Below are 24,262 nucleotides of genomic sequence, written 5' to 3'. Positions count from 1 at the left end.
GTTGAACATCCGGCATTTTTAACGCGGGATACCAGGAACCGAAGGGTGATATGAGTTTCGAAATTTTTCTTCAGTACTGTTTCTCGGGAATCACGCTGGGCAGTATTTATGCCGTGGTTGCGATCGGTTTCAATATCATCTATAACACAACCGGTATCATTAATTTCGCGCAGGGAGAGTTTGTCGTTCTCGGCGCGCTTTGTGCGATTACGTTCTCCCGGCTGCTTATCCCCGTCCTTCCGTTCGCCCTCGCAATGTCGATCGCTGTGATACTGGCCGTCGTAATAACGACGTTCATCGGCGGGCTTATCGAAATCGTTTTTATCAAATGGATCAATAACCCGACCGTCCTGCGGCTCGTCATTATCACCATCGGACTGTCATTCCTGCTTCGCGAAACCTCTCTTCATGTCTGGGATGAAAAGGTGAGGGCGCTAAAGTATTTTACCGGAACCGAGGTTTCGTCGATTTCACTTTTAGGCGCCCATTTTTCACCGCAGGTGCTCTGGGTTCTCGGCGTCACCGCCGTTATCGTGATCGGGCTGGGACTGTTTTTCAGATTGACGCTCACGGGCAGGGCGATGAGGGCATGTGCGGCTTCGAGTAACGCCGCCCGGCTGTGCGGAATAAATATCAAGATGATGGTGACGATTTCTTTCATGATCAGCGCCGCAATCGGGGCGCTCGCGGGCTGCGTCACCTCGCCCATTACGCAGACGCAATACAACATGGGTTCTTCGCTGGCGATCAAGGGGTTTGTCGTTGCGATCCTCGGCGGGCTCGGCAACAGCTTTGCCGCCGTGGGCGCCGGACTCATTCTTGGCCTGCTCGAATCATTCAGCATCGTCCTGCTGCCGAACGCCTACCGCGACGTCGTCGCCATTATCATCCTTTTAGGTATTCTCTTTTTCAAGCCGAGCGGTTTGTTCGCGAAAAAGGAAGAAAGCGCGCTCAAGGAATTCTGACATGGATATGAAACGATACAGGCCGATAGGGATTCTGCTGATTTTTGTGATTTGCGTTCAGCTTGTTTTCACGTTAAGCGGGACGGAGTATTTTCTCACTCAGATTATCATGGCCGCATACTATTGCCTGGTCATCCTGGGACTCTGCCTGCTCATGGGCTATACCGGACAAATTTCTTTAGGCCACGCGGGTTTTTTCGCCATCGGCGGCTATACGCAGGCGGTGCTGACGACGATCAATCTTTCATCATTCGCGGATTCGGGATTCGTCCGTTTTCTTGAGTCGGCGGGAATACTCTTCCGGCGAACAGATCTTTACGGTGAGGAAATTCTTTCATTCTCGCCGTGGATCGCCATAATCGCCGCCATCGTTATTACCATCGGCATTGCCTTTCTCATCGGCATCCCCGTTCTGCGGTTGAAAGGGCATTACCTGGCCATGGCGACCCTCGGATTCGGCATGATCATCTACACGATCGTGATCGGCACCCGTTTTCTGGGCGAAGCGGACGGGATCACGAAGGTTCCACCTTTTCAACTGCTTCCGGGTATTGTGGTGTGCGGAAAAATGGCCCACCGGGTGGCGAATTACTATGTTGCATGGTTTCTGGTGATTGTCGGCATGATTGTCGCGCTCAATCTGGTTCATTCGAGGGTGGGCCGGGCTCTCAGGGCGATTCACGGAAGCGAAGAGGCCGCAAATGCCATGGGGATACATTCATCGAAATACAAACTGTATATATTCGTGCTGAGCGCGGTGTTTGCTTCCGTCGGCGGGATTTTTCTCACCCACTACAACGGGAGTATCGGGCCGTCGGAGACGTCCGTCATAAAGTCCGTCAGGTATGTGGCGATCGTCGCCGTGGGGGGGATGGATAACCTCTGGGGCTGCCTTTTCATGGGAATCCTTTTGAATTTTCTCTCCCTGCGCGGGGTATTCGGGTCCTTTGATGAGGTTTTTTTCGGACTCAGCCTTATCGTCATCATGCTTTTCGCGCCGCACGGTATTTTACGGATAGCAAAGGTTCAGGAGCTGATTGCGGCACTCAGGGAATTACCGGCGTATATAAAAGAAAGAATCGGTAAAAAGAAGAAACATGAACGGCATACTGCTTGAAACAATCAATATCGACAAATATTTCGGCGGCCTTCACGCGGTTAATAATGTGAGTTTCACCGTTCCGCCCGGGATCATTATGGCGGTCATCGGTCCGAACGGCGCGGGGAAAACCACCCTTTTCAACCTGATTTCAGGAAGCCTGAAACCGAACTCGGGTGAGGTAAAATTCAGAGACCGGACCATTACCGGCCTGAAAGAATACAAAATCGCGGAGGCCGGTATTTCACGTACCTTTCAGACGACAAAGTTGTTTCACCATATGACGATCCTCGAGAACGTCATGGTCGGAAGGCACACAAAAACCCGTTCAGAGATTCTTTCGTGTATCCTGAGCCTTCCACGGACTCATAAAGAGGAGAAGGCGATGAGGAAGCGGGCGCTCGAGATCCTCGAATCGCTTAAGCTTGCCGGATACGCGGATGAAGAGGCGTCGAATCTTCCTTTCGGAAAACAGCGAATCGCGGAGATCGCGCGGGCACTCGCGACCGAACCGGCCCTGCTCCTCCTCGACGAGCCCGCCGCGGGACTCAACATGTACGAAACGGAGGAACTGGCCCGCCTCATTCTGAAGATCAAGGAGTGGGGGATCACCGTTCTTCTGGTCGAACATGACATATCGCTGGTAATGAATATTTCGGACGCCGTCGTGGTGCTGGACAGGGGAAAGAAACTCGCCGAGGGCTCACCCGGTGAAATTCAAAAAAATCCCGACGTCATCAACGTCTATCTGGGTGAAGACGATGCTTAAGATAAGGAATTGCGAAGCGGGTTACGGGAAACTCCGGGTTCTCAAGGGGGTTTCGCTTCACGTCTCACCCGGAGAGATCGTAACGATCATCGGCGCGAACGGGGCGGGCAAAACGACACTCCTGAACACGATCGCCGGCATCATCAAACCGGCTTCCGGCAGTATTTCGTTCAACGGGAAGGATATCGAACAAAGCGCGGCGGAGAAGATCGTCGCTTTAGGATGTTCACTCGTGCCCGAACGGAGGCAGGTGTTCAACACGCTTTCCGTAAAGGAAAATCTCATTCTCGGCGCGTACCTCAGAATGCGGAAAGGTAAAAAAAAGGAAGTGGAAAGCGATCTCGAGCGGATGTTCGTTCTCTTTCCGGTTTTGGGAGAGCGTGAAACCCAGCTTGCGGGAACGCTTTCCGGGGGCGAACAGCAGATGCTCGCCATCGCGCGGGCGCTCATGGCGAGGCCGCACCTCCTTATGATGGACGAACCGTCGCTCGGTATCGCCCCGATTATCGTAAAAAGTATTTTCAGGACGATTACCGGACTCAGGGAACAGGGGATGACCGTTTTGCTTATAGAACAGAACGCGAAAGCCGCCCTGGGTGTCGCGGACAGGGGATACGTTTTGGAAACGGGGCAGGTCTTCCTCGAAGGGACCGCGGAGGAATTACTCTTAAACCGGGACGTACAGCGCGCCTATCTCGGAAAGGATTATCAGAGGATTAATGAATAACCTTGTTTTCCTCACCGCCGTCTTTCATGGGGAGGGAAATGAGGAAAATAAAGAGACGAGGAGTCAATATGATCTATAGTGAAAAAACAGAAACACTTTCACGGGAGGATCTCGAACAACTCCAGATTGAACGGCTTCAATCGACACTCAACCGGGTCTACCGAAATGTCGCTTTTTATAAACACATCTTCGACGCCAATCATGTCGATATCGGGAAAATCAAGAGTCTCGACCATTTGCGCGGTCTTCCCTTTACAACGCGGGAGGACCTGAACGACAGTTACCCCTACGACATGTTCGCCGTTCCCTTACGGGACATCGTCCGTATCCACTCGACGTCCGGGACCACGGGGAGACCGATCGTCGTCGGTTATACGAAAAACGATCTCCGTACCTGGACGGAGTGCACCGCACGCCTTCTTGCGGCCGCGGGGGTGACCGAACACGATGTCGTGCAGATCGCCTTCCATTACGACCTCTTTACCGGTGGGTTCGGTTTTCATCAGGGCGCCCAGCTTATCGGCGCTTCCGTCATTCCCGCCTCGACCAGCCCGATCGAACGGCAGATCATCATCATGAAGGATTTCAAAACGACCGTCCTTCTCTGCACGCCGGGATTCGCGCTTCATATAGCCGATACGCTCGCAGAGAAAAATATACATCCGGAAAGCCTTTATCTGAAGACCGGAATATGCGGCGCCGAACCCTGGAGCGACCGGATGCGCAGCCGTATCGAAGAGGGGCTTCACATCACCTCGTTCGACACCTACGGACTGACGGAGATTATCGGGCCGGGTGTCGCGGGCGAGTGTGAAAAACGCGACGGGCTTCATATCAACGAAGACCATTTTATCGCGGAAGTGATCAATACCAAAACACTGGAGCCCGTGGCCGAGGGCGAAGAAGGAGAACTCGTCTTTACCACGATCACGAAAGAAGGATTCCCCCTCATCCGCTACAGGACGGGGGATATCGCCTCGATTTCAAGAAGCCCGGTATGCGGATGCGGCAGGACCACGGTGCGTATGTCGAGGATAACCGGCAGAACGGACGATATGATCTTTTTCGAGGGGCTGAAACTCTTTCCTTCGCAGATCGAAGAAATACTGGTCGAAGTCGAAGGGGCGGTTCCCCATTTCAGGATCGTGCTGGACCGGGAAGGAACGGCGGATACCATGGAAATCCAGGTGGAAATTTCGGAGACGGTCACGATGATCGACAAGCTGAAAGACCTCGAAAAATTACGGAACGATATTATGAAGCGAATCGAGGGCGCCCTCGGTATTCTTCCCAAGGTCACCCTCGTCGAACCGCGCAGCATACGGAAGCGACCGGAGGAGAAAATAAAGCGGCTAATCGATAACCGCGGGTTATAAGACGATAACCGCAGGTTATAATGGCGTGTTTCTATCATTCTCTCTTCGAAAACAGAAAAAGCCGCGCCGCGTAACTAATGAGTTCCTGTTGCATAATTGTTTAAACGATAAAAATAGATTATCTTGAGAATTTATTCGATGTTGTATGTGGGAATTGTATCTCTCACAAGGGATCCGGCGAAAGAAACATTACATTCTTTCTCTGTGTCCCCTGCGACTCTGTGAGAAATTTTCTTGATTCGATTTTTTTTAGGGAAGAGAATCAACCCGGATTCATCACGAACAGCAGCAATGGTAAAGATACGCAGGTTATTTATTCGAAAGAAATCAAGACCGGCTGTTCCGGCATCAAAAGCCGCCTGAGCATTTCATGACCGTGATTTTACCCTGCTGCATGCCGTCGCTGTATGCGGCATAGACCGCCCCATCATCCGCGGCACAGCGGAGATAGCCGATCGCGGAATCAGAAAAAGCGGGGCTTCCCACCGTCACCCAGTCATTGTTTTCGAATTTCACCACCGTCGCTTTGTAAAGGCGGCGTTCGTCGCTGAAAGCGATGTAGGGGACCGTTTCCCTGACGGAGATGGACACGAAATTGGCGAGTCCGGGTGAAAACGGTTCGCCGCCCACCACTTCCCACGCATCGTTTTTATAGATTATACATATTCCCTTGCCCGAGTTTTCCGTGTCCTGAAACGCGAGGTAGGCGGTACCGTCTTTTACGGTAAAAGCGGTATAGAGGGCGGGATGTTCGGTCATTCCCCTGCCGCCGCAATATTCCCAGGATGTTCCGTTATATTTCATGACCGATGCCCTGTTTCCTGCAAGGTAGTCGATGAACGACACATAGGGGACACCGTTATCGACGGCGAGTGAAATTTCGTAGACAAGGCCGCCGGAAAATTGTTTTCGGCCTAAACGCGACCATGAGCCGTCATTCCAGGCGAATACGGTAACGCCGACCGAGTTGTCCGAGCTGTCCCTGAACGCGACGTAGATGACGCCCCGGTCGACGGCGATCACGGGAATTTCGGCGGGACCTGCCGAAATTCCCCTTTCTCCGACGACCTGCCATTTATCGGCGTCGCATGAAGCAACGGACAACCTGTTTTCCCTTGCGGTATCCTGAAACGCGATGTAGGGGATGCCCTCGGAGACATACAAGGAAGGATTTTCCGTTGCCGCGGTGATGCCGCCGGTGTCTCCAATGCGGTGCCATACACCGTTTTTGAACCGCATGGCACTGAAATTGCTGCCGGGGCCGCTGTCATTGAATGTGACATACGGAATACCGTTTTCGACATCAAGTGATATCGAATCGGCCGTTCCGCTGCTGAATCCCGTTTTACCGACCGCTTCCCAGCAGATCCTCTCTTCGCCGGGTTCCGACCTCCCTGCGGCATTGTTCTTTTGTTTTCCGTCACCGTCCCCGCAGGCGGCAAGAATCGTGAAGACGGCCGCTGTTATTCCCATAAAGATGATTGTCGTTTTTTTCATCGTCGTTCCCCTTTCATGACCGGGTACCGGTAGTTTTATACCACAGGCGGGTGAAAAAGTCCAGTAGCCTGTCCGTATGGTCCGATTAGGGGCGGTCGGGGGGGGTGAGGAGTCTGCCGGTCCCGGTGTTTTGATGCAAGTATTTGGAAAATGCTATTTCTATATCGTCTCTCTTCTTACCCCCTTGTCCGGCGCGGCGGCGGAATTTCATCCGGCTTTATCGTGGGTGAGGGTTCGGGTATGTCGTCGGGCTTTATCGTGGGTGAGGGTTCGGGTATGTCGTACGGCAGCGGGGACGGAGAGGAGGGTTCCGGCGTCTGTGCCGGGCGCGGTGTCTGTGTCGGGGTCGGTAGTGCTGTTTTTACTGGTTCGGTCGGCGGACCCGAAGGTTCGGGGGTCGTCGCCGGTACCGGCGTTTCAAAGGGAACCGCGGTCGCGACCGGTGTCGCCTCCGGAGCGGATGAGGGGGCGGGAGAAGCGGCAGGTTCCGGGGTTTGTTCCGGGGCCGGAACGGGGGTGATTTCCGCGGTTTGTTCCGGGGTCGGAACAGGGGTCGCCCCCGGTGTGGGGCCGGGGGTTGTCTCAGGTGAATCTTCCGGGACGGGCTTCGGCTGTGGTGTCGTTTCCGTGACGTCTGCCGGAAGCGGCGTCGCTTCCGGCCGCGTTTCATCGGTCTCTTCATCCATGGTGATCATTTCGAGGGTCATGCTTTTTTCCTCGATAAGCCGGACGGTCCGCTTCTGGGGAAGGACGCGGAACACGATTTCCTGTTTCCGGCCGGGAACGAAGTCGAAGGTGAAACTCTGTTCTTCGATATAATAGTAATCGGGAAGACGGGGAATAATGAGATGCAGGGTCCACCTGCCCGGGATGATCTCCTCGAACGAAAAGTTTCCTTCCCTGTCCGTTACCCGCCGTTTGACGAGATTGCCGTCACTCAACTGAAGGATAGCGTGCTGCATGCCCCCGGCCTCCGTGTATTCGGGTGAAGCGGACGCTTCGTCCGTCTCCTTCAACCCCTTTTGCTTGAAGCCGTACAGCAGCACCCTGCCGGAAATACTTCCCCCTTCGGTGATGTAGATAGTGAGTGAGGTGTCTTTTCCCTTCTCGACAATGGCTTCGATCGGGACCTGTTCGGTCGGGATGAGGTTGGTTCCGAGCCGGAGAAGATTGCAGTCGAGGTAATAGGTGCCTTCCGAAAGCGGCGCGAAGGAGAACGTCCCCGACGCATCGGTGATAACGGCCTTTTTCCCCAGCCTGACGATGATGTCTTTCAGGGGTTTTCCCGTTCTGCTGTCGATGAAGATCCCCTTCACCCGTCCCGCGTCTTTCTTTCGCCCGACCGGTATTTCAAAGGGAATGCTGTAGAGAAGCGAGAGGGTGAAATTGTAATCGAAGGTATCCATGCCGTCGAATATCTGGTAGGAGGTATCGACGGACATGCGGTGCGAGTTTTCAAAGGCGGCGACGAAGCCCCCGTTGAGGATAAGACCGATATATGAAAGGCCGGTTTCGGTAAAGCCGTAGTTGTTGTTCGCCTTGAGCGAGATGACGGCGTCCCCGAGGGTGTAGCCCCCGCTTGCGCTGACGCCGAACGTGTGCAAATCGGGATAGAGGGAGTCGAGTTTTCCTTCATAGAAAAGCGAGCCCCAGAATGAAAGATTTCGGGTGATCCTGTAATTTACATTGGTGATGTATTTGTGGGAAAAGCGTTCCGAGTCGAGGACCGTATCGACGCGATAACCGAGTTCGACCGTGCTGTACCATCTGAGGGTGTCGAAAAAGGGGTGCGAGTAGGTGAAGGAGAGAATGTTTTCCAGTCTGTCGAAGTCGGGGTCGGACATGAGATCGACCCTGTTGTTGAGGATCCATGACGTGTTGAGCGAGGGGCCTTTGGGCGCGAAGTAATAGGTCCCCCCGATCTGGAATGACTGCGAGAGGGGGGCGGTCACGAGGGACGGGTCCTCGAGAAGGTTCCGCTGATCGAGTCGGTAAAGACCTTTCAGGTAAAGGCTGTTCCCGAGCAGCCTGAACGACATGGCTCCCGAAATCATGTACATGTCCCGGTAGTAGCCGGGAAAATGCGGATCGGCATAGAGGCCGGTGACGCTGTAGGTCCACCACCTGAAATCCCCGCTCGAGGTCAGCTGAAACGCTGGGGCCAAAGCCCCGCCGGCCTCGCTTCCCCCGGCCGCGTCGAGTGTCATGTTCACGGACGGGAGGGGATTCCATTCCTGGTACGCCCCGAAAAGAAAGTCGTCGTCCAACCTGCCCAGGAGGTTGAGGTCGACACTGTAGACGGGGAACGATTCCGGCCCGCTGCCGAAAAGCCGGTACCCGGCGTATCCCCCGATATAATGGTCGGTCCCCGAGTCCGCGGAAGGGCTTGCGTGGTAGTATGAACCGATGCGGAACGGCCCGATATTCCCCTTTGCATGCACCCCGCGTCCGTACCGGGAATATTCGAGGAGGGGACTCAGTGAATAGGTGTGGTCGCCGATGAGAAAATCGTAATAGTCTGTCCGGTACCTGACGGTGTAGCTGTCCTGGGGATGAAAGACGATATTGTTGTACGAATCGATCTTTTTCTGCAATTCGACCGAAAGCCGGTGGCTGCCGTCTTCATCGAGATACCCGTTGCCCGAAAGCTTTACCTGCGAGCTTCCGTCCAGGGTTTCGTGATAATGGCCGGTTCCGGTCACATCGAGCCTGAAGGGGTAGGTGAAGAGGATGTCGTCTCCCCCGCTTTTTCTGGGGATGACATCCACGGTGATGCGTTCGGTGACCGGCGTGAAGGCGGCTTCGGATCCGCCCCCGGCCCCATCGGGGGGGGTGACGATGATTTCAAAGGCGTGTTCCGTATATGGAAGTTTTTTATCCGGGGAAAAGGTGATGTCGAGGGGTATTGCTTCCCATTCCGGGACGGTGAGGACATTGCCGTCGATTGCCGGCGATATCGTGTAGGGTATCGGGGCCCTGCTCCGTATCCGGATGTTGATATCCGCACTCACATTGCCGTCATTGGTGAGAAGGGCTTGCGTCCGGTAGGGTTCGCCGGCGATCGCGTATTCGGGGCTTTCGATGATTTTAAGACCGATGATCGTTTCCGGAAGGACGTCGACGGTCACCATGGTCCCCATGTAAAAGGTGGGATCCGCCTCGTCCCATACCGTGTAGGAGACCGCGTAACGGCCCGCCCTGACCCTTCCCGGAATGTAGAGGGGAACGAGGCGGAGGGAGGTCTCTCCCGGTTCGAGGGAGAAGGGGCGGTCCGGGATGACGATCCGCCACCCATCGGGGATGTCGGGTTTGGACCGGACCGTCCTCGGCGAATCACCCGTGTTTGTCACGAGATAGGTGAGGGTGATCTTGTTGGCCGGTGTGACCGCGATCGGGGTTTTCCCCGTGTAGGCGAGAATACCGGTATTTTCTTCTTCCGCCTGAGAGGGGAAGGGAAAAAAGAGAAGCAGTAAAAAAAAAAGCAGCCCCGCAGCCGGCCGGGGACGGTCATTTGCCATCATCCACCTATCGTCTCTCTCCGCTTCAGCTTGTTTTTATCGAAATATAATAATAAATTGCAATTCATTTCTTTTTGGCAGGTATATATAAATTTATACATACAATGGTAAAAAGTCAAATTAATCCGCCGTTTTCGATAATCGGGAACGCCCGGTTTCCTGTTCGCGGGGCACATTCCACTCTATAAAGTGTATGCATGGCGGGTTACATTGCAATAATCGCAAGGATTTTTGATGTAACCGGGCGGTAAAATTTGAATTTTTCATCCCTAATGATTATATTTATAGTGGCACGTGAGGATTGAAGTCGAATTACATCAAGTACGACCACAAAAGCAGAGAGAGAAGCCACGAACGGCGTTGGATTGTTCCGTGTGGACGAAGGAGGAATTATGCGGAGACTATCAATTCTTGTTTTAATAATGTCACTTGTCGCGACCCTGAGTTTCGGCGCAGACAACGATGCCCATGACGTGACCATGATCGTCGCTGAAGTGTTCGAAGTAGTGCTTTCCGATGGATCGGACGTTACGCTGACCATCAACGCGGCGACGCCCGGTGAGCAGGTAACCGATGCGACACCGGATTCGAGCCAGGACCTGCACTACACGTCGCTTGTCGATTCGGGAACGTATCACAAGATCACGGCCGCTGCCACTTCCGGGGGAAATTTTGCCCCGGCCGGGACCGAACTCACCGTCGTTGCCGTCATACAGGCGGGCGGTGCGGGCAGCAAGGGATCGGAGGAGGCGGAGTTGACCCTCGCGGACGACTCGACCCTCTACAGCGGGGACCTGATCACGGACATCGGAAGCTGTTATACGGGGATTCTGACGACAAATGGCGCGGAATTGACGTATTCGTTGAATGTGGAGGATGCCGCTTCACTGGTGACGGATGCCGGAAAGACCGTAACAGTAACCTATACCATGGTCGATCAATAAATCGCGTGCCGATTTCCATAAAAAGGGGACATTTTTGTCCCCTTTTTATAATAAAACTGAATAGCCGGAAGAGTGACCGGCGGGAAGTCATGCATAGACGGCGGATTCGATTGACACTTTTCATCATTCTCTTCTTTTTGGGAGAGCTTTTAATCTGCGAGGCGAAAACGAACATCAAGCTGGGCAATACCGCGACCTGGACCGTCACCATCGACACGGTCACCGCGGGAACCGACGTGACGGACTCTTATTACACCACCGACACGCAATACTATTTTTCAATGATCAATCCCAAAAACAACTACAGGATCGACATGGAACGAACGACGGGTTCCTGGAACGCCAACCTCAGTATCTGTGTGATGAGGACCACGGACGGTTCGGGTTCGGGTACTATTTCAGGGGGAACAAGTTATATCGAGATAACCGATTCCGTTGCGACCTTTTTTACGGGAAGCGATGCCCGTAATGATGTCTATATCAAATACAGGATAGACGGGGTGACCGTGCCCGACCTGGCCGCGACCACCTATACCTCGACAATCACCTATACGGGTGTCGACAATTAATGCAAGACGGGAGGAACAATGAAACAGACGATCACAGCGTTCAGCCGGGCAAAGCGGCTGCGATTCATGGTCTTTTTTGTCATGGTATTTCTTACCGTCGTACCGGAACTTTACGGTAACATCATCATCGACGGGGGACTTACCCATGAAAAGGAAACCCCGGCGGGCATCTCGTACAAGGGGATGATCGAGGTCCTCAACAAGGGCGACAAACCGCAGGAGATAAAGATTTATAAAACCGATTACGAGTTTTTCGCAGACGGCAAGGTCAATTACGGCGAGGCGGGAAAACTCTCCCGTTCGAATGCCTCATGGATTACCGTCAGCCCCCAGCGGGTGACGATCCCCCCGAATCAGACAATACCGGTCTACTATACGGTCAATGTTCCCGACGACGCCACCCTGAACGGGACGTACTGGTCGATCGTCATGGTGGAACCGATTTCCGAAAGTTCGCCGGAATCGAGCGCGGCCGGGGACGCAATCGTCAGCTTCGGGGTACAGCAGATATTACGTTACGGGATTCAGCTCGTCACCCATATACAGGGAACGGGGGAAAAGAACATATCGTTTCTCAATCCCAGGTTCGTCAAAAAGGAGAGTGAAAAGGTCCTCCAGGTCGATATCGAAAATACGGGCACCCTCTGGGTAAAACCGGATGTCTGGGTCGAGTTGTACGACTCGAAGGGGGTGTTCGTCGGCAAGTTTACCGCGACCAAAAAGCGGATATATCCGGGGTTGTCCGGAAGGTACACGATATATTTTACCGATATGCCTTCGGAAACGTACAAGGCGCTCGTGATCGCCGACTGCGGGGATGACGATATTTTCGGGATGAACCTCAACCTGGTAATAAAGTAACCGGTTCTTTTACCGGCTTTTCTTTATCCTGTATGAATTATTTGAAGAATCTGACGATAGATATACTATAATGACAATAATAAAGGAAGTATCGTAATGAAGAGAATGACGGCTGCAGGAATCCTTCTTCTGCTTTCAATCGTCCGGCTTTCAGCGGAAACGAATCTTATCAAAAACGGGGGATTCGAGATCGAACGGGCGGGGTATGTAGCGCAATGGACGTTCGAGGCCTACCAACACACCGACGATGCGGTCCGGTTTTATACGAGTGAAGAGGTAACCTACGAGGGGAAGCGGTCGATGGCGATCGCGAACCTCCTTCCGAACGATTCCAAAGTGATCCAGTGGCTGGATGTGGAACCGGATACCCTTTACCGGCTGTCCTGCTGGGTCAATGTGAAAGACGTGGGGGGGGAGGGCCGCGCCGGGGCGAACATCACGGTGCTGGGAGTCAAGGAAACCTCGGAGACCGTTTTTGAAACGAACGGCGGCTGGCAGTACCTCCAGGTATACGGAAAGACAGCGGAAGGGCAGCGGGAGCTTGCCGTGGCCGCGCGGTTGGGATTTTACGGCCACCTCGTGACGGGGCTCGCTTATTTCGACGATATGCAGTTTGAAAAGGTGAAAGATTTTCCCGGCGGGCGGACGATCAATTTCTATTCGGAAACGGATACCTTTGAACCGGATGAGGCCGGAAAAAAGAAAACGGAGGGGGGCTTCCTGGCGGCGTCGGGTCTGTTTTTTATCATCCTCATTCTGGTGGGGTGTGCGATAATCAGTTTTTACTTCATCTATAAAAAATTCATCCTGCCTCGTATCGATACGGCGGTGGAAGAGTTTCCCGAAGAGTTCATGCAAAAAGGGTCGCTTCCGAAGGTCGACAACAGGGCGTCTTCAAGAAAACAGCTTCACATTCCCGTTCTCGTCAAAATCAGGCTTCCCAGCGGCGCCTACAAGGAACTCGAGTTCGCGAGCCACGATATTTCCGTGGGGGGAATGCTGATCATGATTGACGATATCTCGCTGTTTTCGATCGGCGACGAGATAGAACTCGCAGTCAAGTACGGTGAAAAGGTGTACGAGGTGGGCAGCGCGAGTGTCGTCCGCCTGGAGAAGAAATACAACGCGAAAGGGATCGTGATCAATACCGGGATCGGTGTGCGGTTCACCTCGACGAATTCGAAACATCGCTACCGGATCAAACGGATCGCCGGTTGAGTGTCATCCGGATGTGATGCCGCATTCTTTTTCCAAAACGGGTTTCAGCGTATCGAGAATCTCTTCGAGTTCTTCAATTGCCGCTTTTATTTCCCCCGCGTTTTCCGTGAATGAAAGTCGTTCGATTTTCTCGGCACATTCTTTGCACGATTCCGCGCCGATAGATGCGGACGCACCGGCAAAGGAATGAGAAACATAGGAGATATGTCCGTAATCGAGCCGTGCGAGCGCGTCTGTTAATTCCTTCAGTTTTAAGGGAATCTCGGAAAGATACGCCGCATACAATTCACGAAGGAAACCGATATCCCCCTTGATCCTTCTCAGGTTTCCTTCCCTGTCCAAAAGCATATGACGTGACCTCTCTTTCATGGTTTTTGCGGCACCCTTGCATCGAGTGTATGCTGATCCGGTTAGAAAAAGCCCGATGAAGCGGGTACGGCTTGATCACGATTTTACGTCAATCGAGAGTTTCTGAACCATGACGATAACCCGCTTCGAGAGGGAATAAAACAACTGTTTTATCCATTTTGGATTGGTAAAAAAAATTTCCTTGAAATTCTGCCGCGAAAATACGAGGGCTTCGACTTCACCGTCGGCTATCACGGTGGCGGAGGTGAGAGACTTGTCGAAGAAACTCATTTCCCCGAGAAGCTCGCCTTTCCCGACTTTCGCGAGTACCTTGTATTTCCTTCCCATCTTTTTGGCGATATAGACTTCTCCCCTCAGTATCCAGAAAAGCTGATCGAGAATCTCCCCTTCCTTGATGAGAATCTGTTTGTCGGCGAAGATCTTTCTGAAGCGGGGATATTTTGAAAGGTTGGACCCTGCGGCATCCTTGAGATTCAATTCCGGAATATCGTCTTCCTTGTTGTTTTCCATATTTCCGGTCCGGCGCTTGATTTCTTCCAGTTTTTCACCGTATTCCGAATTCAGAATACGGATAAGCCTGGAAAGATTTCTGATACAGGTAATGGCAAGCCTGTGTGAGTTTTCCGTGGCCTGGTAAAAATGGGGCGTTTCCCACCGGTATAATTTGGTGACTTCCATAGCGGAGGCGTCGGCAATCCGGGGAATTTTACAAATGGCTTCTTCCATGCCGAACAGATTGTTGGGTTGAAGATAATATTTGAAATGAATACCGCTCGGAAGATTGTATTCGATCTTGACGAGACCCGCCATGATATAATAAACGGGTTTCAAGAGTTTTTTTTCTCCCCGGGTGAATATCTTTTCCTTGGATTCAAATGTGACAATTTCGCCGAGTTCAAGTCCCGTTAAATTCTCTTTCATAATACTCTACAGGTAGTATAGTGTTTTTTATCGGTTAATGTAAAGAGATAATACCACTTTGCCCTGATAAAAATACATACGGAAATTGAATGAATAATCTCCCACAAATCATGAGATTTTTGATATTTTTCCGGCACATTTTTTTAAAAATATATAAAAATGATTGGAAAAAAAAATTCCCCTGAACTACAATACATAACAAATCTCGCGTCAAACGTGAAAACCCTGGGAGGGGAACGACATGAAAAGAAAACAATATGGTACGGTTTTACTGGTCGAAGACAATCCCGACCATCTCGAACTTACGCTCGATGCTTTCAAAGAGGCGGGGTGCGGTTGTACGATAAAAGTGGCGGAAAACGGCACGACCGCATGCGATTACCTGTGGCGCAAGAATCAGTATCATAATCCGCACACCTCGCCGAGACCGGAGGTGATTTTTCTCGATACGCGCCTGCGCGGTCTCGACGGTTTCGAGCTTGTTCGAAGGCTCCATGAAGACCGTGACCTGAACACCATTCCGGTTATCCTTTTGAGTACATCCGGCATGCCGGTCGAAATCGAGAAAATCAGGGAATGCGGGGCAGAGGACTTTATCGTGAAACCGCTTGAGGCTGAAACCGTCACCAAAAAAATGAGGAACCTCGGACTGTACTAGACCGGAAGCTTCCGGTGTTCTCTTTACAGCAGGGAATTGTTCAGTGCGGATTCGTTTTCAGGAAACACGATGCGGAAAACCGATTTTGATTGTATCATTGCCGGCGCCGGATGTGCCGGCGCCACCCTCGCCAAAAAGTGCGCGGAAGCGGGCCTTTCGGTCTGCATGCTCGAAAGAAAAGCGGATCGCGATACCGGTTATCCGTGGGAAGTTGCGATCGAAATACCGGTATTCGGACGTATCGGACTGAAACTGCCGGACGATTCGCTGCGCGAAGAAAGCCCCGACGTCAGCAGGTATTACTCAGGCGATATCAAAAACCATATCGAAGTCCCCTCGAGTCAGGATGACGGGATTTTTTTCAGACACAGGAACATTAATCAGTATCTACTGGATTTCGCGCGCGGTGCCGGTGTTTCATTGCGGGACCGTCATATGGTAAATGGCGCCCTGATAGAGGAAAACGCAATCGTCGGAATTCGGGGAACCAGAAAGGCGCTTGTCGGAAGAAAGGATTTTTCACTCAAAGCCCGTCTTTTGGTCGACGCGACCGGCATTGTCGCGATTCTGAGACGGCAGACGCCGGATTCATTCATGATCAAGCGCAAATTGAGGAAACAGGATTACGCCATGGCCTGGCAGGAGGTTCGCGAAGTAAACGGGGGACAGTGTTCGGAACTCGAAAAGCACCTCGATATCCGTCCGGGGATGCTTTACACGAAAATAGGGAAATATCATGCCTACGAGGTTATCCATCTCAGGAAAAACAAGACCGCGAGCCTCGTCTTCGGCACTTCGATCGACTCCTCGGGTGAAAACGCGAAAGCGCTCTGTGAACGTTTTATCGCGGAACATCCGTATTTCGGCAGAAGGGTATACGGCGGGGGACAATTCATTCCTTTGAGGCGGGCGATCGACAACATGGCCGGCAACGGCTTTCTCTGCATCGGGGATGCCGCCTGCCAGGTAATCCCCACCATGGGAAGCGGGGTGGCCGCCTCCATGCACGCCGCGGATGTCGCGGCCCGTGTCATTACGGAGGCTTTTAACAGGGAGGACGTCTCGCTTCCGGAACTCTGGGACTATAACGCCAAATATCACGGAAAGCGCGGGGCCCTGCTCGCAAGCTACGATATCATCAGGCGCTTTCTTCAATCACTCTCGTTCGAAGAGATCGACGAGATATTCAAGGCCGGACTGCTCAAGAACGAGGATTTCGTCAATACCTTCTCATCGAAAACCATCGAACTCGACCTTCCCCAGATTCTCGAAGACCTCGGGAAATTGTTCGGCCATTTCAACCTCTTTGCCGTGGGCATGCGGTTTTTTCAGGCCCTGAACGATTCAAAAAAGGCGATGAATATCTACAAGCGCTACCCGGAAATATATAATAAGGAAGCTTTTTCACGATGGGTGGATGAAACCAACCGGCTTTTCTCCCATTACCGCACCTTTAGAAAGGGAGAGAAAGAGGAGTTTTATTAGTGAAACATCGTCACGTACCGGTGAGTGTGTAGGTAATGGTGGCGGAGGAGGTGTCGGCGGGGATCGAGAGATTGACCCCCCCGAGACGGTATTGTATGGAGATTCCCAGTTTATTGTTGCGGCCGGTAAAGAACACCGCGGGAGAGGTCGTGATTATCTGATAGGTCGTGCCGCCGCTTACCTCGGATGAACTGTCCGTTCTTCTCGCTTCGATGACCAGATCCGTGTACCAGCTCGTATCTGTTCTATCCACGGTAACCTGCCAGTTTTTGTTGTTCATGCCCGTAATCAGTATGGATGTTTGATTCGAAGCGCTTTCATAGGTATCCGTTACATCGCTTCCCGCGCCGCCGGTCAGGTCGGATTCGTCCACCGTCTCCTGCCAGTCCCCGAAGGCCATGATGCCGCTCGAAAAGACGGTTCCTGCAAGAATAACCATGAACAACGCAACAATAAGGAATTGTTTCATATGATACTCCGCTTACCTGCTTAAATATACTATAAAAGTATAAAAATTTCAAATTCAGATGTTCTTAAAAGAAATGTTGATTTTTCGGGTGTGATAAACTATATTATCAACAGGGGATGGACGATCTCCGACAGTGTTTTTCTGATGCACCGATAATAAGGATACTGCCATGAGGGTTCTGAAAGGGTTTTTCATCATAGCGGCGCTCTTTGTCTGCGGTGTGTTGTCTCTTTTCGCGCCGGAAGACACGGTCACCGCAGGCGTCACGATTTCCGAGATTTGCAGTATCGGTTTCAATAATGCATCAACCATCACACTCTCGATCACCGATCCCGCAATGCCGGGTCTCACCGTCACCGGGGACACCGATTCATTCAAACTGCTCCAGTATTCTTCCCTTGTCACTTACGGGCACACGAGGACGGTAACAGCGAACTGGGACCCCGCAGACTCAGCGCCCCCCGGCACGTCGCTGTCACTCGAAGCGGCGGATATCCCCGCAGGGTGCGGAAGCACGGCCGGAGAAATCACCCTTTCGGATACGGCGCGCACCATTATCACGAACATCGGCGGCTGCCACACGGGGACCGGCGTCAATGGGGTGACCCTCGTCTATTCCTTCAACATTATCGACGTTTCGCTGCTCGAAACGGAATCCGGGGCCACGGTCACGGTCACCTTCACCCTCACCGATTCGGTGTGAGGGAAGGGTTTTGTGAAATCCGTGAGTTGTGATTCAAGTATAAAAAAGTGACGGCTTGAGATATAAATGTGGAATATTGTTTTAACACGAAGGGTTTCAGGAAACCCGGGGCACGAAGGCCGCGAAGGAAGAAATTAAAATCAATTTTTATTATTAAAACCTAAAAATTAACTTTTCTTCCTCTGTGTACTTTGCGAGCTCCGTGAGAAACAATATTCTTTTTTAATGGTCTCACACAGAGCTCACAAAGCACACAGAGAAATCGGTTTTTAAATATATCTTGTCCAATCCCGCCTTCATATGCTATAATTTAACCAGGTCATGCATATAAAAGCCTCGTCGGACATATTCATCCATTACCTCTGGGGCAGGGAGCGGAACAAGGACCTGCTTCTTTCCTTTATAAATACGGTGCTTCAGGATGCTGAGTTCAAACCGATAAAGGACTGTGAGATACGGAATCCGTTCAACAGGAAAACCTTTGCCGTCGACAAGGAAACGGTCCTCGACATCAAGGCGGTGGATGAGGAAGGAAGGCAGTACAATATAGAAGTCCAGTCGACGGGAGATGTGAGCTTTATTTCGAGAAGCCTGTATTACTGGGCGCGGCTTTATTCCTCCCAGCTTGAAGAAAGCGAGCGGTACAAGAAGTTACGCCCCACGATATGCATCAACATACTCGATTTTTTGCTGTTCAAGGAAATCGACTACCTCCACAGCTGTTTTCTGCTGAGGGAAAAACGTGACCCTGAATATGTGCTGACCGACCATATAATACTTCATTTTATCGAGCTGCCGAAGTTGAAAAACATGGAGGTAAAGAGTAAATTTGAACGGTGGCTGTATTTTTTAAGAAACGAGGGAAAGGAGGATGAAAGGATGAAGATACTGATACATGAAGACATGGACCTCGAGAAGGCCCATGAGGAGTACGGGAGATTTACTGAGGACGACGCAATGAGGGACGCATACGAATCGAGATTGAAGTGGCGGAAGGATTATATTTCCGGAATAGAAGACGCGAGAGAAGATGGTATGAAAGAAGGGATGGAGAAGGGAATGGAGAAGGGAATGGAGAAGGGAATGGAGAAGGGAATGGAGAAGGGAATCAGGAAAACGGCCAAAAAAATGCTGAAAACGGGCATTCCGGTTGAAACGATCATGGAAGTGACGGGTCTCAAGCGGGAAGAGATAGAAGGAATGTAGTCTGTTACCTGTCTGTTGATAAAGCGGCGCTTTAAAACAGGTAACGCTTTCTTAATTAAATCGCTATTAGATATATTTAAATTAAATACGTGTACCGGGACCGGTAAGAAATAAAAGTGAATGGTTAATAAAACAATTTGTATACTGCCGTTTCTCCTCGTTTTCCTTTTTCCTTTAGAAGCCCAACCCGACACCCGCTGCGACGCGGGGGGATGCACTTTTCGTTCGGTCGGACGTGGTCGCTCAACCGCCATGCCGTGTTCAACATGAATAGTGACAAAAGAAGAGTTGCTAAAAACGTGAGTAAACGATATATTTGTACTATCACATGAAAATTATTTTTCTTCCTCTGTGTGCTTGGCGGCGCTCCGTGAGAACCGGAATCTATTTCGATATTGACATCATGATTTCAATCCACTATCATTTTTCCTGAATGACGGCGAAACAGATAATCGATATGAACGGCGATTTCAAAACATCTCCTCTCGCGGAGACGGTGGAACGTATTCATGAATGGCTTTCTTCACATAACGTTCCCTATGTCATAGTCGGGGGAATGGCGGTTATCAGAAACGGCGGCCTCCGGACGACGCATGATATCGATATTCTTACCTCCCGTAGAAGCTGGGAAACCATAAGAGGCCGTCGGTCAACGGTATTTGAAACAGGTGATGATTTTGCCGTCGACATGAAAAATGGAATACATGTTGATGTTCTTTTTGCGGGTGACGATTGGGATATGGCGTTTCCAATGCCCGAACCGGACGAAGTCGGTGAATACGATTCCGATTTCAAAGCCCGTTTTATGTCCCTGTTTCATATTCTTCAGCTAAAGACGGCTGTTTATATGGAAAAACGAGAATCGGAAGGAATCGAAGCGGCGGCAAAGGATCTTGCCGATATCGTTATGCTTGTCGAAAAAAATCCGGGGAAAATCGACGGCGAATTCATTAAAGCGTTCCATCCCGCAATTCGTGAAGAGTTCGGCCGGATTGTAGAAAAAGTGCAAAAGCGAAAAAAGAAAAGGCTGCCCAGAAAAAAAGAATAACCGGAAGGCCATATGCGGGAAGTGATATCGATGGTTGTTCGGGCACCGATGCAAACGGTGAAAGAAAAATAAAATTATAAAAAATTCTTCGTGCCCTTCGCGACCTTCGTGTTTAAAATTCTTTATGGTAGAAAAGGCTATTGTCCTTGAAAAGGTTTAAAGTTACAGATAGGACAATTATTAAATATTATAATTTATAAGGTGAGATTTACGCTAATAAAGGTGACGTTTTTCGATATGAGTGTTGATCATTATATTTAACACGAAGGGTTTTGAGGAAACCCGGGTCACGAAGGCCGCGAAGGAAGAAATTAATAGAAATTTAATTCAAATTATCAATACAAAAAATATATAAACCCCGATCATCCAAGACATACCGCTTTTACATCTTTCACCGACACTCCCGTTGCCGCGTAATCCGTTCTTTACCGTGTAATCCGTAGTATCCGCAACCTGTCGCATGAATTGTCGCATTCCGATTGTTTTCAAAATAAATGAAAAAGCATTATCTTTTGAAACGATCATGTGATGAAACAACATCGAGTTTAACATGTGTCAGTCGCATTAAGCCGGGTAATTGAACTGCGGCGCGCCGTCGCCCGGTTTATTGATAGCTGAAGTTTCGCGCTTCAGTAACTTTATTATTTGGAAGGAGTAATAATTATGAAAGAAAGAACGGGTAAAATTATTGTGTCACTGGCCGCATTGCTTCTGGCAGTCGGATTCCTTAACGGATGCGATGACGCCGGGGTGATAACGGAAAACGATCAGATTCAACGGATGATTGCCCTGGGTGAAAAAATGCAGCTGCCGCTCGATCTGGACAGAACCGAAATATTCAATACCGGCGACGGGGATGTCATCGGCATTCCCGTCAAGTATGTCGAATATTTACCCGCCGGGGCCTATGACAATGGCGTATATGTCTCCATTATGTATTTTACCAATTCAAGCGTCGAGGGCGACTATGACGGATTATATCTGTGTAAAGCCACCCGGGTGGAAGGAAACGCCGAACCTGTCGTGCAGCTTGTCAAACAAAACAAAATAGCCGGGGTTTTAAAATCAAATACTGAATTAATCAACCCGGTTGCAATCACGAGATACGACGCTTCCGATGAAATTAATACCAGGGCAACATGCGATTATGTCGGCCGCCTTGCGCAATATCGAAAATACGGCCCCGCTTACACGAAAACAAAATGTATCGCCGTTGTACTTTTATGCAAAAACTATGTATGGCATCCCGAATGGGACTGCCCGGGGTACAAGGCAAGCAGCTGGAAACCATGTGGCGTCTGTTTCGGATTCAGCTGGTAGGCAAACGAAAGATCGTATACATTGGGCCTTGCCGTATTTATCATGTGGTTTTCTCTACCGATTGACAATCGGGGGGGAGGCCGGTGATCAATTCACCGGCCTCCCCCTTATCAGTGTAGGTAAGGGGTTTCATACAAATCAGACAATATATTAAATCAATACCCGTACATAATGGGGTATTCGGAGATGTCGGTTTCATGGACGATACCGGTGTCCTCCGTTTCACGGTAAAGGGCCAGTGTCGCTTCCATGTCACCCCGCTTCCGGACCCAGAGCCTGGACCAGTCGTCAGGGGGGATCATGACATGGAAGCAAAGGCGTATTTCCCAGGTGTTGTCGAGAAATGTCCAGTGTTCAACGATCAAGGTTTCCGGGTATGTCTTGTAATACGTCCATTTCATGTCGAGGTTCAGATTCAGGCCGGGTGCGTTTTCATCGAGCCATTGCTGAAAATTTAAAAGCTTTACCAGCGCGTCGGCCGGGTCTCCCGTTTCCCAGGACATGACATCCACCGAAAGACCTGTGTTTTTTGTCATAACGGAATCCGCTGCCTGAACATCGATCGCATATTCCCCGATACGGGTTGAAAGGGAGGGAGAAATCGTCAATTCCGCCACCCTGTTTTCCCTGTCAAGGGTATTCCGATCGAGGGACGCGTGCAGGGTGTCTTCCGCCCGAAAAGAAACGGTCACGTCGCCGGTAAAATTCGTTTCCGGTTCGAGGGCGATGATGAAAATACCGCCGCCGCCCGGATAGCTTCTTATGGATGTGTATTTCGCACGCAATGAAAACGAAGTATCCGCCGGTGTGGGGCCGGGTTCCGGCGTTGCCTGTTCACAGTGCAATTCGTCGATTATCCCGACATAATATTGGGCGATGATCAGGGCATCGAGGATATTGATTGCGGTATCCGCGTTGACATCCGCGGCCGATTCATAAAATACCTGAGGATGCAAACCGATGTAATACCGGACGACCTGGAGGGCGTCGATAATATTCACGATTCCGTCGTCATTGACGTCCCCGCAGGATTGGGCGAAAACAGGGATACACAGCCCCGTCCGGAGAACAAGCAATAACATACCGATTATGGCCATTCGTGATTTTTTCATATTTCCTCCCCTTTTTTAATGATTTATATTTCCATTATAAGCTATTTTATTACATACGTTATGATTAATCAAAGAATTTCTTGATATATGTGTAGTTGGGAAGCTTTTACGCTGCCGTTTTATCGTTATTCGATTTTCCGTATGACATGATTCGAGCTGTCGGCAACGTATAAGCAATGCCCGTCGTTCGCGAGTCCCGTAAGATAATTGAATCTGGCTTCCGAACCTGTCGCGTCATTGAAGCCGGATTCTCCCGCCAAACCGGCTAATGTGGTGACTATTCCGGTGGCCGTTTCTATTCTTCTCACCGTATGGTTATGTGTGTCGCCGATATATAAGTATTTGTCGTCCATTGTTATTCCGGAAGGCGCATAAAAACGTGCATCCGCGCCCGTCGCATCGGTCGAACCGTTTAATAACGCCGATCCCGCGATTGTCGAAACCTCGGCGGTCGAAATTTTAATTTTGCGGATTATGGAATTCGAATATTCCGCGACATATAAATACTTGTTATCGGTTGTAATACCGAAAGGTCCGAAAAACCGGGCGGTATCACCTGTGCCGTCGGTGCTTCCGGAATTCCCCGCGGAACCGGCGAACGTTGTCACCAAAGCCGTCGCGATGACGATTTTCCTGACGGTGTGATTATTGTAGTCCGTCACGTATAAATTGGTCCCGTCATGGGTAATCCCGTAGGGATTGTGAAATCTCGCATCCGTTCCGGTGCCGTCCGCAGTACCGGACGAACCGTTTGTACCGGCGAACGTCGTCACGACGCCTGTTTCGATTTCGATTTTGCGTATGGAATGATTGTTGTAATCCGCCACATAAAGAAAGTCACCGGCGACGGTGAGTGCCCGCGGGGCGGAGAATTGAGCATCCGTTCCGGTCCCGTTCGCCGTTCCGGGATTCCCTGCTGAACCCGCTATTGTCGTTACCAGACCGGTGGAGATATTCATTTTCCGGATCGTGTGATTCGCGTAATCCGAAATATATATATACCCGTCATGGCAGGTTAAGCCCCTGAGGTTATTGAAACTCGCAAGGGTTCCCGTTTCATCGAGGCTTCCGGAAACACCAGCTGTTCCGGCAATTGTCGTTACCGTTCCATCCAGATGCATATAAGAAGGCGGCGATGCTTCCGGTGCAGGTTCTTCGCATGAGACAGAAAGAAAAATGAAAACGGCGGGGAAAACAAGCATAGCAGTCAAGCTTTTCATAAAGACTCCTTTCATGATGTTCTTCCATCCTTAAACGAAAACGTATTCTCTTTGATATCCAGTAAATTTAATAAAATTAATCGAATTTAGCAAATGAGGGGGCATTTTATTCAATCCATTGCGACGCTCAATTACCTATTGGTGAAATAAAAAACAGGAGGAAAAAGAATGAACGATGAAAAGAGAAGCGGACGTGCGGCAATCCCGG

The 24,262-nt window shown here is 50.8% G+C and carries 22 protein-coding genes; 15 read left to right on the top strand and 7 right to left on the bottom strand.

Annotated elements, in window-relative coordinates:
* The first annotated feature begins 50 nt into the window (after positions 1-50).
* From JW881_10580 to JW881_10560, 5 genes are all read left to right on the top strand, one after another.
* Entirely contained in the window at positions 51-965 is a 915-nt protein-coding gene (locus JW881_10580) for a branched-chain amino acid ABC transporter permease (GenBank protein MBN1697948.1), read from the top strand.
* 1 nt (position 966) lies between these two features.
* Positions 967-2,082 (top strand): branched-chain amino acid ABC transporter permease, encoded by a 1,116-nt coding sequence (locus JW881_10575; GenBank protein ID MBN1697947.1) that lies wholly within the window; start codon positions 967-969, stop codon positions 2,080-2,082.
* The gene (locus tag JW881_10570) at positions 2,063-2,833 is read left to right on the top strand and encodes an ABC transporter ATP-binding protein (protein MBN1697946.1); all 771 of its coding nucleotides are present in this window, start codon (positions 2,063-2,065) and stop codon (positions 2,831-2,833) included. Before JW881_10575 ends, JW881_10570 begins: the two co-directional genes overlap by 20 nt.
* Entirely contained in the window at positions 2,817-3,560 is a 744-nt protein-coding gene (locus JW881_10565) for an ABC transporter ATP-binding protein (GenBank protein ID MBN1697945.1), read from the top strand. Before JW881_10570 ends, JW881_10565 begins: the two co-directional genes overlap by 17 nt.
* Positions 3,561-3,628: 68 nt before the next feature.
* Positions 3,629-4,936 carry a phenylacetate--CoA ligase gene (locus tag JW881_10560; protein ID MBN1697944.1) on the top strand — a complete coding sequence of 436 codons (1,308 nt, stop codon included), beginning with the start codon at positions 3,629-3,631 and terminating at the stop codon, positions 4,934-4,936.
* A 348-nt stretch (positions 4,937-5,284) separates the two neighbouring features.
* Here JW881_10560 and JW881_10555 read toward each other — a convergent pair whose 3' ends face one another.
* The gene (locus JW881_10555) at positions 5,285-6,433 is read right to left on the bottom strand and encodes a hypothetical protein (GenBank protein ID MBN1697943.1); all 1,149 of its coding nucleotides are present in this window, start codon (positions 6,431-6,433) and stop codon (positions 5,285-5,287) included.
* A 176-nt stretch (positions 6,434-6,609) separates the two neighbouring features.
* Positions 6,610-9,954 (bottom strand): hypothetical protein, encoded by a 3,345-nt coding sequence (locus JW881_10550; protein MBN1697942.1) that lies wholly within the window; start codon positions 9,952-9,954, stop codon positions 6,610-6,612.
* 389 nt (positions 9,955-10,343) lie between these two features.
* On the opposite strand from JW881_10550, the gene JW881_10545 reads away from it, so the two are divergent.
* From JW881_10545 to JW881_10530, 4 genes are all read left to right on the top strand, one after another.
* Complete coding sequence (locus tag JW881_10545) at positions 10,344-10,895, top strand: hypothetical protein (GenBank protein ID MBN1697941.1); 552 nt, start codon at positions 10,344-10,346, stop codon at positions 10,893-10,895.
* A gap of 89 nt (positions 10,896-10,984) precedes the next feature.
* A complete protein-coding gene (locus tag JW881_10540; protein ID MBN1697940.1) occupies positions 10,985-11,464 on the top strand; it encodes a hypothetical protein in 480 nt (159 codons plus the stop codon).
* Between the two features lie 18 nt (positions 11,465-11,482).
* Positions 11,483-12,325 carry a hypothetical protein gene (locus JW881_10535; protein MBN1697939.1) on the top strand — a complete coding sequence of 281 codons (843 nt, stop codon included), beginning with the start codon at positions 11,483-11,485 and terminating at the stop codon, positions 12,323-12,325.
* A gap of 96 nt (positions 12,326-12,421) precedes the next feature.
* The gene (locus JW881_10530; protein MBN1697938.1) at positions 12,422-13,543 is read left to right on the top strand and encodes a PilZ domain-containing protein; all 1,122 of its coding nucleotides are present in this window, start codon (positions 12,422-12,424) and stop codon (positions 13,541-13,543) included.
* Positions 13,544-13,546: 3 nt separating this feature from the next.
* Here the strand turns inward: JW881_10530 and JW881_10525 are convergent, their stop codons facing one another.
* Positions 13,547-13,912 (bottom strand): Hpt domain-containing protein, encoded by a 366-nt coding sequence (locus JW881_10525; GenBank protein ID MBN1697937.1) that lies wholly within the window; start codon positions 13,910-13,912, stop codon positions 13,547-13,549.
* A gap of 75 nt (positions 13,913-13,987) precedes the next feature.
* Complete coding sequence (locus tag JW881_10520; protein ID MBN1697936.1) at positions 13,988-14,833, bottom strand: cyclic nucleotide-binding domain-containing protein; 846 nt, start codon at positions 14,831-14,833, stop codon at positions 13,988-13,990.
* A gap of 241 nt (positions 14,834-15,074) precedes the next feature.
* Here JW881_10520 and JW881_10515 point away from each other — a divergent pair, with 241 nt between their 5' ends.
* Both JW881_10515 and JW881_10510 read left to right on the top strand, forming a co-directional pair.
* Positions 15,075-15,491: a response regulator gene (locus JW881_10515; protein ID MBN1697935.1), complete on the top strand. Its 417-nt coding sequence runs from the start codon at positions 15,075-15,077 to the stop codon at positions 15,489-15,491.
* A 69-nt stretch (positions 15,492-15,560) separates the two neighbouring features.
* A complete protein-coding gene (locus tag JW881_10510) occupies positions 15,561-16,976 on the top strand; it encodes an NAD(P)/FAD-dependent oxidoreductase (GenBank protein MBN1697934.1) in 1,416 nt (471 codons plus the stop codon).
* Between the two features lie 10 nt (positions 16,977-16,986).
* On the opposite strand, the gene JW881_10505 is transcribed toward JW881_10510, so the two are convergent.
* Positions 16,987-17,445: a hypothetical protein gene (locus JW881_10505; protein MBN1697933.1), complete on the bottom strand. Its 459-nt coding sequence runs from the start codon at positions 17,443-17,445 to the stop codon at positions 16,987-16,989.
* 169 nt (positions 17,446-17,614) lie between these two features.
* Here JW881_10505 and JW881_10500 point away from each other — a divergent pair, with 169 nt between their 5' ends.
* The 4 genes from JW881_10500 to JW881_10485 all read left to right on the top strand — a co-directional run bounded on the left by JW881_10500 (position 17,615) and on the right by JW881_10485 (position 21,722).
* Positions 17,615-18,148, top strand: coding sequence for a hypothetical protein (locus tag JW881_10500; protein ID MBN1697932.1), 534 nt, complete (start codon positions 17,615-17,617; stop codon positions 18,146-18,148).
* Positions 18,149-18,469: 321 nt separating this feature from the next.
* Entirely contained in the window at positions 18,470-19,354 is an 885-nt protein-coding gene (locus JW881_10495; protein MBN1697931.1) for an Rpn family recombination-promoting nuclease/putative transposase, read from the top strand.
* A 433-nt stretch (positions 19,355-19,787) separates the two neighbouring features.
* A complete protein-coding gene (locus JW881_10490; protein ID MBN1697930.1) occupies positions 19,788-20,402 on the top strand; it encodes a hypothetical protein in 615 nt (204 codons plus the stop codon).
* A gap of 663 nt (positions 20,403-21,065) precedes the next feature.
* Positions 21,066-21,722 (top strand): hypothetical protein, encoded by a 657-nt coding sequence (locus JW881_10485; GenBank protein MBN1697929.1) that lies wholly within the window; start codon positions 21,066-21,068, stop codon positions 21,720-21,722.
* 155 nt (positions 21,723-21,877) lie between these two features.
* On the opposite strand, the gene JW881_10480 is transcribed toward JW881_10485, so the two are convergent.
* Positions 21,878-22,834 carry a dockerin type I repeat-containing protein gene (locus JW881_10480; protein MBN1697928.1) on the bottom strand — a complete coding sequence of 319 codons (957 nt, stop codon included), beginning with the start codon at positions 22,832-22,834 and terminating at the stop codon, positions 21,878-21,880.
* 125 nt (positions 22,835-22,959) lie between these two features.
* Complete coding sequence (locus tag JW881_10475; protein MBN1697927.1) at positions 22,960-24,054, bottom strand: hypothetical protein; 1,095 nt, start codon at positions 24,052-24,054, stop codon at positions 22,960-22,962.
* Positions 24,055-24,262 lie beyond the last annotated feature (208 nt).

The organism is Spirochaetales bacterium (assembly GCA_016930085.1).
Classification (GTDB): Bacteria; Spirochaetota; Spirochaetia; order SZUA-6; family JAFGRV01; genus JAFGHO01.
This window is presented reverse-complemented; position numbering and strand designations above follow the sequence as displayed.